Source organism: Streptomyces sp. NPDC028711 (assembly GCF_055565415.1).
Genome location: NZ_JBVHUJ010000011.1, coordinates 260,503 through 274,103, shown reverse-complemented (window position 1 = coordinate 274,103; position 13,601 = coordinate 260,503). Strand labels below are relative to the sequence as shown.

9 protein-coding genes are annotated in these 13,601 nt (G+C 72.6%); 2 read left to right on the top strand and 7 right to left on the bottom strand.

What is annotated here, in order from left to right:
* Positions 1-114: 114 nt before the first annotated feature.
* The 7 genes from ACZ4VK_RS29815 to ACZ4VK_RS29785 all read right to left on the bottom strand — a co-directional run bounded on the left by ACZ4VK_RS29815 (position 115) and on the right by ACZ4VK_RS29785 (position 11,567).
* Positions 115-1,491, bottom strand: a complete 1,377-nt coding sequence (locus tag ACZ4VK_RS29815; protein WP_468358695.1) for an amidohydrolase family protein — start codon at positions 1,489-1,491, stop codon at positions 115-117.
* Positions 1,492-1,729: 238 nt separating this feature from the next.
* Positions 1,730-3,016: an amidohydrolase family protein gene (locus ACZ4VK_RS29810; protein ID WP_468358692.1), complete on the bottom strand. Its 1,287-nt coding sequence runs from the start codon at positions 3,014-3,016 to the stop codon at positions 1,730-1,732.
* 161 nt (positions 3,017-3,177) lie between these two features.
* Positions 3,178-3,843, bottom strand: coding sequence for a GntR family transcriptional regulator (locus ACZ4VK_RS29805; RefSeq protein ID WP_468358837.1), 666 nt, complete (start codon positions 3,841-3,843; stop codon positions 3,178-3,180).
* Positions 3,844-4,030: 187 nt separating this feature from the next.
* Entirely contained in the window at positions 4,031-5,338 is a 1,308-nt protein-coding gene (locus ACZ4VK_RS29800) for a sugar ABC transporter permease (RefSeq protein ID WP_468358689.1), read from the bottom strand.
* A complete protein-coding gene (locus tag ACZ4VK_RS29795; RefSeq protein WP_468358686.1) occupies positions 5,335-6,099 on the bottom strand; it encodes an ATP-binding cassette domain-containing protein in 765 nt (254 codons plus the stop codon). The genes ACZ4VK_RS29800 and ACZ4VK_RS29795 overlap by 4 nt, the downstream gene beginning before the upstream one ends.
* Positions 6,100-6,182: 83 nt before the next feature.
* Positions 6,183-7,268, bottom strand: coding sequence for a sugar ABC transporter substrate-binding protein (locus ACZ4VK_RS29790; RefSeq protein ID WP_468358683.1), 1,086 nt, complete (start codon positions 7,266-7,268; stop codon positions 6,183-6,185).
* Between the two features lie 141 nt (positions 7,269-7,409).
* The gene (locus tag ACZ4VK_RS29785) at positions 7,410-11,567 is read right to left on the bottom strand and encodes a molybdopterin-dependent oxidoreductase (RefSeq protein ID WP_468358680.1); all 4,158 of its coding nucleotides are present in this window, start codon (positions 11,565-11,567) and stop codon (positions 7,410-7,412) included.
* A 297-nt stretch (positions 11,568-11,864) separates the two neighbouring features.
* Here ACZ4VK_RS29785 and ACZ4VK_RS29780 point away from each other — a divergent pair, with 297 nt between their 5' ends.
* Positions 11,865-12,353 carry a DUF1269 domain-containing protein gene (locus ACZ4VK_RS29780; RefSeq protein ID WP_468358677.1) on the top strand — a complete coding sequence of 163 codons (489 nt, stop codon included), beginning with the start codon at positions 11,865-11,867 and terminating at the stop codon, positions 12,351-12,353.
* Between the two features lie 124 nt (positions 12,354-12,477).
* On the top strand, positions 12,478-13,572 hold the full coding sequence (locus ACZ4VK_RS29775) for a baeRF3 domain-containing protein (RefSeq protein WP_468358674.1): 1,095 nt from the start codon (positions 12,478-12,480) through the stop codon (positions 13,570-13,572).
* Positions 13,573-13,601 lie beyond the last annotated feature (29 nt).

Here is a 13,601-nt window from a genome sequence, read left to right as displayed (position 1 = left end):
CCGCGTTTGCCGCTCACCCCCCGGCCAATCGTGTTGGCGCGTACCCCCGGCATACGGTGTGGCGGGGGTGGGCCGCCCGGCCCCGGGGGGGGGGCCCGGCCCGGCCGCCGAGGCTCAGGCCAGGAACTCCCCGTCGCGGGCCACGACGACACCGCCGTGCACCACCATGTCGCGGCGCGGCATGTCCACGACGACCTGCGGCAGGCATTCGCCCCGGACCAGGACGAAGTCGGCCGGGGCGCCCGCCGTGAAGTCGGCGTGGTCGAGGCCCATCACGTCCGCGCCCCCGTGCGCCGCGACGCCGTAGCAGTCCGTCAGCTCCTCGTCGAGGCGTACGTCCGTCACCCAGCCGAGCAGATGCGCGCGGTGCATCATGTCGGCGTTGCCGAACGGGCTCCATGAGTCCCGCACACCGTCCGACCCGAGCCCGACCCGCACGCCGTGCTCGCGCAGACGGGCGATCGGCAGGACCAGGGAGTCGGACGGTGCGACCGTCGTGAGGGCGATGTCCTGCTCCCCCAAGTCCGCCGCGAGGGAGCCGAGTTCGCTGTCCGTCAGGCCCGGGAGGCAGAACACATGGCTGACGGTGACCTTCCCGGCGAGCGAGAGGGCACGCGTCCGCTCGACGATGCCGCGCATCGCCCGCATGCCCTTCTCGCCGCGGTCGTGCAGGTGGATGTCCACGCCGACGCCGTGGCGGTCCGCGATGCCGAAGACGATGTCGAGCTGCTCGTCGAGAGCCTGGTCGAAACCGATCGGGTCGATGCCGCCGATCATGTCGATGACCCCCTCGCGCGCCGCCTGCTCGAGCAGCGCCGCCGTACCCGGGGTGCGGACGACACCGTGCTGGGGGAAGGCGACGATCTGCACGTCGAGGGCGTGCCGCAGCCGCTCACGGGCCTCCGCCACGCCTTCGACCCCGGCCAGACCGTACGCCGGGGCCACGTCCGCGTGGGCGCGCATCGCGCGGGTGCCCCGGGCGACGGCGTGCGACATCAGCCCGTACGCACGCTCCCCGACGGGGCGGCGCTGGCTGCGGAACAGTTCCACGTCCTGGGCGACGTAGTCCGCGATGCCGCTCGCCGGCCGGCGCGACACCCAGGAGCCGCCCCAGGTCGTCTTGTCGGGGTGGATGTGGGCGTCCACGAGGGACGGCAGGGCGATCCTGCCGCCACCGTCGACGACCTTCGCGCCGCGTGGCGCCGGACCGTCCGAGATGCGGCCGTCGACGACCACGAGGTCCGTCGCCCTCGCCGCCCCGAACGGGCGCACGTCACGGAAGACCACGTCCCGCGCGCCGCGCCCCGCCGCGCCCTTCGCGCCGACGGAGGCGGCGGAGGAGGCGGAGGACGCGGAGGCCGACGCGCTCACGGCCTGGGCGGGCGACGCGGCCGCGGCGGCCGCCACGGTCGTCGTACCGGCGAGAGCGGCCGCACCGGCGAGCATCGTGCGGCGGGAGAGCGCGCCGGGGGACGACGGGGTCTGCTGCATGGGGACTCCTCAGGGGGACGGTGAGACGAAGTGGGGGTACGGGGCACGGGCGGCGACCCGTACGGGATGGATGTGCCCAAGTGCGGTACGGGTACGGGGTTACCGCTCGCAGCGGGCGATGGCGACCGGGCGGATCAGGTGCCGCTTCACGTACGAGACCGGTGGGGACGTACTGCGGTACGGGCTGCCGCGACCCCTCCCGTGCGCGAGGTCACCGCATCCGCCCCAGGCCTCCGCCTCAGACCAGGACGCCCGCCCGCACCACGCCCAGCGGTCGCTTGAGTACGGTGACGTCCGCGAGCGGGTCGCCGTCCACCAGGATCGCGTCGCCCGCGAAGCCGCGCGCGAGGCGGCCCGCCGTGCGTGCGAGACCGAGGAGGCGGGCGGCGCCCGTCGTCGCCGTGCGGATCGCGTCGAGCGCCGGCAGTCCGGCGGCGCGCATCAGCTCGACCTCTCCGCCGATCGGGTCCACCGTGCCGCCCGACGAGTCGGTTCCGGCGGCGAGCGGGACGCCGAGTTCGTTTGCGGCGAGGACAGCTCGCTTCAGCACCGGGAGGTAGGCGCGTCCGCGCTCGGCGAGCACCGGGTCCGTGGACGCGGCGAGACCGGCGATGGCGGTGAGCGTGGGGGTGAAGTACGTGTCCCTGCGCCGCATTTCGCGCAGGGTGCGCTCGCCGACGAACGCGCCGTGCTCCAGGGAGCGGATGCCCGCCGTGACGGCGTCGTGGCAGCCCTGCTCGCTGTAGCTGTGGCAGAGGACGCCCTTGCCCCGCCGCCGGGCGGCCGCGACGATCTCGGCGAGCTGTTCGTGCGAGTAGACCTGGGCGAGCGGGTCCTGTTCCGGCAGGCCGGCCCGTTCGTTGACCCGCGTCTTGATCACATCCGCGCCCCGGGCGAGGTTCACCTCGACGACGCGGCGCAGGGCTTCAGCCGAACGCACGCCGTCCCTGAGGCGGGCGAGCGGGGTGAGGTCGGCGTCGGCGAGCACGGTGTCGCCGAGATGCGGGGTGACGAAGACGCCCGCCGCCCTCAGCCGGGGTGCGAGGACGGGGCTGTGCCGGGCGAGTTCACGGACCGCGATGTCCTGGTAGAAGGCGGTCGATCCGCTGCGGGCGCTGGTCACGCCCTTGCGGACGGCGTCGCGGGCCTCGCCGACGGTGCTGAGGTGGATGTGCGCGTCGACCAGGCCCGGCAGGACCCAGCGGCCGTGGGCGTCGAGCACCTCGACGCCCTGGGGAACGGCGACGGCGCCCCGGCGGTCGGCCGCGCGGACCAGCCCGTCCTCGATGACGACGACGGCGTTCTCGGTGACCTCGCCGGTGGCCGGGTCGAGGAGGATGCCGCCCTGGATGACGAGGCTGCCCTGCCGCGCGGGGGCGGCGAGCCGCCGACCGGGGGCGGCCGGGCCGGCCTCGGCCGCCGCCGGTCCGGCCGCGGCCACGGTGCCGGCGAGGGCGGCCGCTCCGGCGAGGACGCCGCGGCGGGTGAGCCTGGCGGAGGGCGGCGGGGTGGCTTCGACGCACATGGGTGCTCCTTGGGGGAGTGGGCCGAGGGCTTCCCTGTTTTGTATACCAACCGTGCGGTGACCGACAAGGCCGAAGATCCCCTGAGGGTGAAACGTCCCCTTCGAGAACAGGAGACCGACGTCGGGGATACGAAAAGGCCTGGCCTGGTATACGAAGAGGTTCAGGCGTCGCCGAAGAGGGACCGCAGAGCCACGGACCTGCTGTCCCGTACGTGCAGCAGCGTGCTCGCCGCCGCCGCCTCCGCGTCCCCCGCCTCGATGTGCCGGTACATCTCGGCGTGCTGGGCCCGCATGTGCGCCGGCTCCTCGCGCAGGCCGAAGACGAGCCGCAGCTGCCAGCTCAGCTGCTCCATGGTGCGGGCGAGCAGCGGGTTGCCGGCCATGGCCACGACGCGCTCGTGGAACGCCGTGTGCGCGGCCACCTCGCGCGGCCCCTCGTCCGCCGCGGCGGCCGACTCGGCCTGCTGGAGCGCGGCCCGAAGGGTGGCGAGGCCCTCGGTGTCGCCCGCCGCGCGAGCCCTCGCCGCGAGCCGGGACGCCTGCACCGCCAGCGGTTCCCACACCTCGTACAGATGCTCCACATCGGTGCGTTCGAGGCGGCGCACGCGGACGCCGCTGTGCGGGAGCAGTTCGAGGAGCCCCTCGGTGACGAGTGCGCGGAGCGCCTCGCGCACCGGTACGCGGGACATGCCCAGCTCCTCGGCGACCTCCCGCTCGACGAGACGGGCCCCCTGGGCGTACCGCCGGTCGACGATGCGCTGAAGAACGGCCTCACGCGCGCGCGTACCGAGCGGCACAGGTGCGGGTTCCGGAGCCGGTACCTCGATCGGCTTCCTCCCGTCGGCGGACCGCCCACCGCCACTCCCGGTCGTCGAGCCGGTCCCGCGTGCGTCCGCCACCTGTGCCGTCCTCTTTCGCCCTCTTCCGCCCCACGTTCGGGCGCCCCGGGGCGAGGATACGTCGGCCACCTCACCCGACCGGCGCCCGACCGGCGTCACCGGGAGGCCCCCCGCGTCACGCCCTGCCCGCCGCCTTCTGGCTCCGCCGGGACAGGGAGTCGACGACCACGGCGGCAAGCAGGACCGATCCCGTGATCATGAACTGGACGGCGTTGCTCACGCCCATGATGTTCATCCCGGACTGGATGGAGCCGATCACCAGCGCGCCGAGCAGCGCGGACCAGACCGAGCCGCGTCCGCCGAAGAGGCTGGTGCCGCCGATGACGGCGGCGGCGATGACGTTCATCAGGAGGTTGCCGCCGCCGGAGGTCTGGCTCGCGGACTGGATCTGACCGGCGAGGAAGATGCCGCCGATCGCGGCCATCGTCCCGGCGATCGAGAAGACGGACATCCGTACGAACGGCACGCTGATGCCGGCCCGGCGCGCGCCCTCGATGTTGCCGCCCACCGCGAAGATCCGCCGGCCGTACGTGGTGCGCCGCAGCACGAAGTCCAGGAGCACGAGCAGGATCAGGAAGATCAGGAGCGCGAGCGGAAGCCCCTGGTACCGGTTGAGGATGTACGCGGCGGCGAAGGCGAGCGCGGCGATGACGACCGTACGCAGCACGATCTCGGCGACCGGCCGGAAGGGCACCCGGGCCGCGCGACGGCGCCGGGCATCGAGCAGCGAGGCCGCGAGGAACAGCCCGACCCCGACGGCCGCCGTCACATAGGCGGCGGCCGGGCTGTGATAGATCGTCGAGTACAGCCGGGAGACGATGCTCTCGCTCGGGATGTTGACCGTGCCGCTGGTGCCGAGGACCTGGAGCATCAGCCCGTTCCAGGCGAGATTGCCCGCGAGGGTGACCACGAAGGCCGGTACGCCGACTTTCGCGAAGAAGAACCCGTGGATGAGGCCGACCACCGCGCCGCCCGCGACGGCGACCAGGAGCGCGAGCCACTCGTTCATGCCGTTCAGGACGTTGAGTACGGCGAAGATCGCGGCACACAGCCCGCTGACCGAGCCGACCGACAGGTCGATCTCACCGAGCAGCAGCACGAAGACGATGCCGACGGCGATCATGCCGGTGCCGACGATCTGCTGACTGAGGTCGGAGAGGTTCTGGGCGGAGAGGAAGGTGCTGTTCAGACTGCCGAAGACCGTCCAGATGATGATCACGGCGAGCACGACGGGCAGCGAACCCAGTTCACCGCTGCGCATCTTGCGCCGGAACTCGCCCACGTACCCCTTGATCCCCTCCTCGCGGACGAGGAGGCGCGTGTCGACGGCGGGCACGGCACCGGGTGCCGGTTCCTGGGCGCCGGCGTCGCCGGTGCCGGACCTGTCGGCCGGGGGCTCGGCGCGGCCTCGGTCGTGGCTCATCGCTCCTCCTCCCGCTTGCGGGCCTGGCGGCGGGTGACGGCGCTGTCGCTGGCTCCCGTGATGGCGGAGATGATCTCCTCGGTGGTCGTGGAGCGCTTGTCGAAGAAGCCGTTGTTCCGGCCGAGGCGCATCACGGCGATCCGGTCGGCGACCGCCATCACGTCGACCATGTTGTGGCTGATCAGAATGGTGCCGAGACCCTGCCCGCGGAGCCGTTCGACCAGGTCGAGGACCTCCGCGGTCTGTTCCACGCCAAGGGCCGCGGTCGGCTCGTCGAGGATGACGACCTTCGGCGCGCCGATGAGCGAGCGCGCGATCGCCACCGTCTGACGCTGACCGCCCGACAGGGAGGCGACGGGGATGCGGACGCTGGGGATCCGGATGGACAGGGTGTCGAGCAGCTCGCGCGCCCGCTGGTCCATGCGGACCTCGTCGAGCACGCCGAAGCGGCGCAGCTCCCGGCCGAGGAAGAGGTTGGCGACCACGTCGAGGTTGTCGCACAGGGCCAGGTCCTGGTAGACGGTGGCGATCCCGAGGTTCTGGGCGTCGTGCGGCCGGCTGATCGAGACCGGCCGGCCCTCCCAGGTGATGACGCCCTCGTCGGGCGGGTTCACCCCGGCGATCGCCTTGACGGCGGTGGACTTCCCGGCGCCGTTGTCGCCGACGAGCGCGACCACCTCACCGGCGTGCACGTCCAGGTCGAAGTCCTTCAGCGCCTGGACCGCGCCGAACCGTTTGGAGATCCCCCGCAGTGTGAGCACGGCTGACTCCGGCAAAGGAACCGCCTCCTCCGCTCGCCCGCTCGCGCGGGCCGCTCCACCCCACCGGTTGGCAAGCCGCGCGGCTACTGGAGGCCGGCCTCCTTGCATGCCGCGGCGTACGTCGGGGTGCAGATCTCCTGGACCGTGTACAGACCGTCCTTCACGACGGTGTCCTTGATGTTGTTCTTGTCGACCACGACCGGTGTCAGCAGATTGGCCGGCACCTTCTCGCCACTGCCGCTGGTGACGGTGGTGGGCGTCAGGTCGGCCGGGAGCGGCTTGCCCTCGGCGAGGTTGACGGCCATCGTGGCCGCGATGTCGGCCTCCGGCTTGTACGGCTTCTCGACCGTGATCGTCTGGGTGCCGAGCAGGATCCGCTGGATCGCGTCGAGCTGGGCGTCCTGGCCGGTCAGCGGCACGTTCATGCCCGCCGCCTTGAGGGCGGTGGCGATGCCGGCCGCCAGTCCGTCGTTGGCCGAGTAGACACCGACGATGTTCTCCTTGCCCAGGGAGCTGATCGCGCCGGACATCTGCTGGTTGGCGTTGTTCGGGTCCCAGTTCGGCGTGTCGTACTCCTTGCCGATCTTCACCTTGCCGTCCAGAACAGAGTGCGCCCCGGCCTTGAACTCCGCCGCGTTCGGGTCGGTCGGCGAACCGTTGTGCATCACGATCTGGCCGGTCTCCGCCTTGTCGCCGAGCGCGTCGAGGAGCGCCTTGCCCTGCAGCTCACCGACCTTGCGGTTGTCGTACGAGACGTACGCGTCGACCGGGCCCTGGGCGAGGCGGTCGTACGCGACGACCTTCACGCCCGCGTCCCTGGCCTTCTGCACGGACGACTGGATCGACTTGGCGTCCACGGCGTCCAGGATGAGGACCTTGTCGCCCTTGGCGAGCGCCGTGTTCACCTGCTGTTGCTGGGTGGTGGCGCTCTCGGCGGCGTTGTAGTAGTCGATCTGGGCGTCGGGCGCCAGCTCCTTGATCTTGGCCTCGATGTACGGCCGGTCGAACTTCTCGTACCGCGTGGTCTTGCTCTCCGGCAGCAGCAGGCCGATACGCACCTCGCCCTGCGCCTCCGACGCCGGCTGGGAGGCCCCGCTGGTCGCCACCGCTCCCAGGCAGAGGGCCGTCGCTCCGGCCAGGGCTATCGCGCCACGCAATGTACGGGTCATGGGAGGCTCCTTCCGTACGCCCCCGTCCCGCCGCCGCGTGACCGCGGGCCCCAGGAGACGCATGTGGCCATATATCGACATTAGCGTCAACCTGGGGACCGGCAAGCGGGTGACACCCCACCACCCCGGGAGCGGCAGGAGTCAGTACACGTCCCGGACGTACCGCTTGTCGGCGGCCAGCTGCTTGACGTACACGCCCGCCGACTCCTCGTCGAGTCCGCCGTGGGCGACGGCGATGTCGCGCAGCGCCCGGTCGACGTCCTTCGCCATCCGGGCGCCGTCGCCGCACACATAGAAGTGCGCGCCGGACTGCAGCCACGACCACAGCTGCGGTCCGTGCTCCCGCAACCGGTCCTGGACGTAGATCTTGGCGCGCTGGTCGCGGGAGAAGGCGGTGTCGAGGCGGTCCAGGGTGCCGTCGGCGAGCAGGGCGGTGAGCTCCTCCTCGTAGTAGAAGTCGGTGGCGCGGTGCTGCTCGCCGAAGAAGAGCCAGTTCGGAGCACGGTGGCCGAGCGCCCGGCGCTCGTCGAGGAAGCCGAGGAAGGGTGCCACGCCCGTGCCGGGACCGACCATCACCATCGGGGTCGTGGGGTCCGCCGGGGGCCGGAAGTGCGGGGCGCGCTGGACGAAGACCGGGACGGGGGCGCCCGGCTCGGCATCGGCGAGGAACGGCGAGCAGACGCCCTTGCGGGGACGGCCGCGCAGGTTCTCGTAGCGGACGACGGAGACGGTGAGCGACACCCGGTGGGGGTCGGTGAGCGGGCTGGAGGAGGTCGAGTACAGCCGGGGCCTCAGGCTGCCGAGCACGTCGGCCCACTCCTGCGCGGCGGCACGGACGGCGTGCTCGGCCAGGACGTCCACGGCCTGTCGGCCCCACGTCCACTGCGCGAGGCCGTCCTTGTTGTCGGGCCGCAGGAGCCGCTTCAGATCCCGGTCGCCGGTCCGTTCGGTGACGAAGCCGAGGAGGGCGGGGGTGACACGGGTGATGTCGAGATGGCGGTGCAGGGCCTCGCCGAAGGGCACGGAGCCGGAGCCGGACAGCTCCACGGGGACGTCGGCGTCGAGCCCGGTCACGGCCAGCCATTCGGCCACGAGCTCGGGGCAGTTCACCGGCTGCACACCGAGGGCGTCCCCGCTCTCGTAGCCGAGCGGTGTCCCGGTCCCGCTGGTGTCGAAGGTGAACCGGCGTACCTCCTTGCCCGCGCCCGGCAGGCTGAGGAGCCGGTTCCCGACGAGCCGGGCGGGTGTGGTGGCGGGCCCGGACCGCCGCGCGGGGACGGTGGTCGCCGGGACCGGCGCGACCGGGGGAGCCGGCGCCGCGTCGGAGAGACCGGCGAGGACCTGGTCGAGCCAGGCGTGCGCCGAGGGCTCGTAGTCCGGTTCGCAGTCGGTACGGGGTGCCAGACGGACGCCCCCGAGCTCGTCCAGACGGCGGTCGAGACGCCGCCCGTGCCCGCAGAAGTCGCCGTACGAGGAGTCCCCGAGCGCGAGTACGGCGTAGCGGCGCCCGTCCAGGCGCGGGGTGTCGGGCGCGGCGAGCGCGTCCCAGAAGCCGGAGCCGTTGTCGGGCGCGTCCCCGTCCCCGAACGTGCTGGTGATCAGGAGGAGATCGGCGGTGGGCGGCAGCGCTCCGAGATCGGTCTCGTCCATGCCCGCGAGCGCGGCCCGGTGACCGGCCGAGAGCAGCCGCTCGGCGGTGGCGGCGGCGAAGACCTCGGCGTTCCCGGTCTGCGATGCCCACAGCACGACGACCTCACGGCCGGCCAGGTCCGCGCCTCCGGCGGCCTCCTTGGCCCCCGGGGCGCGCGAGTACAGACCGGCCAGGACACCGTTCACCCAGCGGGCGTGGTCCTCGCGGAACGGCGCGCCGGGCGGCAGGACGGGCACACCCGGCGCGCCCGTCTCCAGGCCGGCGAGGAAGCCGACGAGGTACTGGCGCTCCTCGGCGGTCAGGACGGGCGGCGGGGCCGGTTCGAGGCCGAAGGCGGCGGCGGGCCCGGGCGGCAGGCCACCGCTCGGAATCACCACCTGAGGAACCCCGGCGGAAGGGACGACGGCGGAAGGGACCACGTCGGAAGGAACAACGGAAGGAACAACGGAAGGAGCCGAAGCCGCCGGAACAAGGGCCGCCGGAGCCGACGCCCTCGTCAGCGCCACCGCGCACACCTTCAGTTCGGGCTGGAAGGAGAGGGGGTCGACGGCGTCCTGGGTGACCGCGTTGACACACAGGTCCTCGCCGAACAGGTCGTTCCAGTGGAAGGGCGCGAAGCAGCTGCCCGGTGCGACCCGGTCGGTGACCGCCGCGGGGAGCACGGCCCTGCCGCGCCGCGAGGCGATCTCCACGGGGTCGCCCTCCGCGATCCCGAGCGCGCGGGCGTCCTCGGGATGCAGTTCGACGAACGGCGCCGGGTTGAGCCGGTTGAGCTTGGCGACCTTCCCCGTCTTGGTGAGGGTGTGCCACTGGTGCTGGAGACGGCCGGTGTTGAGGACGAACGGATACGTGTCGTCGGGCATCTCGGCGGGCTCGACGTGCGGCCGGGCGTGGAAGACGGCCCGGCCGCTCGGCGTCGGGAAGACGGGACCGGTCCCGTCGCCGGCCACGTACCGGATCGGGTTCCGCGCCGGGCCCCCGGGCGCGGCGGGCCACTGCACGGGGGTGGCGCGCAGCCGCTCGTACGACACCCCGCTCAGGTCGTATCCGGTCTTCGGGTTCGCGGCGCGGCGGATCTCCTCGAAGACGTCCTCGGCGCTGTCGTACGAGAACGCCTTCTCGTACCCCATCGCGCGGGCGACGCCGGCGATGATCCGCCAGTCGGCGAGGGCCTCGCCCGGCGGGTCGACGGCCGGCCGCGTGAGGGTGAGGCCGCGCTCGCTGTTGATCAGGACGCCCTCGGTCTCGGTCCAGAGGGCGGCGGGCAGGACGATGTCCGCGTACGCGTTGGTCTCGGTCTCGGCGAAGGCGTCCTGGGTGATGACGAGTTCGGCGGCCCGCAGGCCCTCGACGACGGTGGAGCGGTTGCCGACGGAGGCGACCGGGTTGGTGCAGATGATCCAGCAGGCCTTGATCTCGCCGTCCGCCATGCGCCGGAAGAGGTCCACGGTGCCCTGTCCCGAGCCGTCCTCGCGGATCGTGCCGGGCGTCAGGTCCCAGAGCTCCTCGGTGAAGGCCCGGTCCTCCGCGACCAGGACCGAGCGCTGTCCGGGCAGGCCGGGGCCCATGTAGCCCATCTCGCGGCCGCCCATGGCGTTCGGCTGGCCGGTCAGGGAGAAGGGGCCCGAGCCGGGGCGGCAGATCGCGCCCGTCGCCAGGTGCAGGTTGACCAGGGCGTTGGTGTTCCAGGTGCCGTGCGTGGACTGGTTGAGTCCCATGGTCCAGCAGCTGGTCCACTCGGCCGCCGTGCCGATCCACTCGGCGGCGGTACGGATGTCGTCCTCGGGTATGCCGGTGATACGGGCGACCGTGGCCGGGGGGTAGTCGGCGAGGAACGGCGGCATCGCCTCCCAGCCCTCGGTGTGCGCGGCGACGAAGTCCGGGTCGGTGTGCCCGTTCTCGTGCAGCAGGTGCAGCAGCCCGTTGAGGAGCGCGAGGTCCGTGCCCGGCCGGATCCGCAGGAAGAGGTCGGCCTTCTCGGCCGTCGCGGTGCGCCGGGGGTCGACGACGATCAGCTTCGCCCCTGCCTTGACCCGCTCCATCATGCGGAGGAACAGGATGGGGTGGCAGTCGGCCATGTTGGAGCCGATGACGAGGAAGACGTCGGCCTTGTCGAGGTCGTCGTAGGAGCCGGGCGGTCCGTCGGCGCCGAGGGAGAGCTTGTAGCCGGTGCCGGCGCTCGCCATGCACAGCCGTGAGTTGGACTCGATCTGGTTGGTGCCGATGAAGCCCTTGGCCAGCTTGTTGGCGAGGTACTGGGCCTCCAGGCTCATCTGGCCGGAGACGTAGAGGGCGACCGCGTCGGGGCCGTGCTCGTCGACGATCGCCCGCAGCCGGCGGGCGGTCTCGGTCACGGCCCGGTCGGTGTCCTCGGGCACGGGGCCGGCGCCGCGCTCCCGCCGTACGAGCGCGGTGGTCAGCCGGCCGGGGGCGGCGAGCAGGTCGGCGGTGGTGGCGCCCTTGGTGCAGAGCCGCCCCCGGTTGGCCGGGTGGTCCTTGTCGCCCGTCGCCCTGAGAACCGTACGGCGCCCGTCGGGCCCCGTGCCGATGTCGAGGAGCAGTCCGCATCCGACACCGCAGTACGAGCAGACGGTCCGCACCTGTTCGGCCGTACCGCCCCGGGGGTCCGCCGAGTCCTGTGGGGTCACCGGGCGCCTCTCTGTGGAACCGTTCGAGCCCCGACCCTACGGAACACCCGTTACGCCCATGTCAACCGGGCCGATCATGGTCCGTAACACCGGTCACACAGCGGCCCCGGGCGCCGTGTGAGCACCCGGGGCAGCCGCCGGGATCCCTCCGTACGCCCGTTGAGGCGACGACCGAGTCGCGAGGCCTTACATATCGGGACAAGATGACCTTTTGTGGCCCTCGGAGAGGTCACACGGTCTCTCCGCGGAAGGGTGACGCGGACGTCCGGCGAGCGGTCGCCGCGACAGGAGGCGGGAATGTCTGAGCTCATCGTCATCGGATACGAGGATCCCGAGGTGGCCCAGCGGGCCTTCGTCACCGTGCAGGACCTGCAAAGGGACTACGTGGTGCATCTGAACGGTCTCGCGGTCGTCTCCGTCGACGGGGACGGCAGGACCCATGTCGACACCACCAGCCGCATCGTCGGCGTCTCGGCGGCGTCCGGGGCCCTGTGGGGAACGATCTTCGGAATCCTCTTCCTGCTGCCCGGCGTCGGACTCCTCACCGGCGCGGCCCTCGGCGGCCTCGTCGGCAGGATCAGCAGGTCCGGGATCGACGACCGGTTCCGCCAACAGGTGGAGGACCTCCTCAAGCCCGGCTCGGCCGCCGTCGTGATCATGGCTTCGAAGATCACCGACGACAAGTTCACGGTGGCCATGCAGCCGCACGGCGGCACCGTCCTCAAGACCTCGCTCAGCGACGAGGACGAGAAGGAACTGGCCGACCAGCTCGCCGGCCCCCAGTAGCCCCGCCGCACCCGCCGGCCCCGCCCGCAGCAACCGCCCGGCCGCGCCCGTGGCACCCGCCCCGCCGGCAGCATCCGCCCCGCCCGCCCGTGGCACCGCCGGAACCCGCAAGGAAGGCTTCCCCATGGACCCCGCGCTCAGCAGCGACGCGCTCGCGAAGCTGCGCCAGCCCCGCCCGTACCCCGCCGTGTCGCTCGTGATGCCGACGCACCGCCGCGAGCCGGAGAACGCCCAGGACCCCGTACGCCTCCGCAAGCTCGTGGCTGCGGCGGAGAAGGCGGTCCACGACGACCCCGCGGTGACCCGGGAACGGCGCGACGACGTCCTGGACCAGCTGCGCAGGGCGGTCGCCGAGATCGACCTCGCGCACGCCGAGGACGGCCTGGTGATCTTCGTCGCCCAGGGGGAGCACCACGTGTGGACGGTGGGCCGCACGGTCCCGGAGCGCGTCGTCCTCGCCGACACCTTCCTGACCCGGAACCTCGTCGCCGCCCAGGCAGCCGAACAGCCCTGCTGGACGCTCGCGGTGGCCGCCGACCGGGTCTCGCTGTGGAGCGGCGACGCCGCGCGGTTCACCGAACACACCGCGGACGGCTTCCCGCTCGTCCGCGACCTCGACGACCCCGACGCGGAACGCGAACAGCGCGTCGGCGACCTCCCCAGCACCTTCCAGGACGAGGCCACCCGCCAGTTCCTCCGCGACGCCCACCAGACCCTGCGCGCGGTCCTCGCCTCCCGGCCGCGCCCGCTGTACGTGATCGGCGAACCCGCCGCCCTCGCGCTCCTGGAGGAGACCGGGCCGCTCCAGCCGGGCACGACGCCCGTGCGGCGCGGCGGGCTCGCGCGCGGACCCGCCGAGGCCGTACGGGAGGCCGTCGAGCCCGCCCGCGCTGCCCGCGAGGCCGCCGCGTCCACCACGGTCGTGGCCGAGCTCGACACGGCCAGGGGACGGAGGGAGTTCGCCGGCGGGATCGACGAGGTGTGGCAGGCCGTGAAGGAGGGCCGGGTCCGGCTGCTCGCCGTCGAGGACCACTACCGGACCGTCGTACGGGACGACGGCGGGCATCTGGAACCCGCCGAGCCCTCCGAGGCCGAGGCACGGGACGACATGGTCGACGAGATCGTCGAACGGGCCCTCGACACCGGAGCCGAGGTCCAGTTCGTCCGCGACGACACCCTGATCGACATGGACCGCATCGCCGGCGTGCTCCGCTACTGAGCACCACGGCCGCACCCCCTGGAGACGAG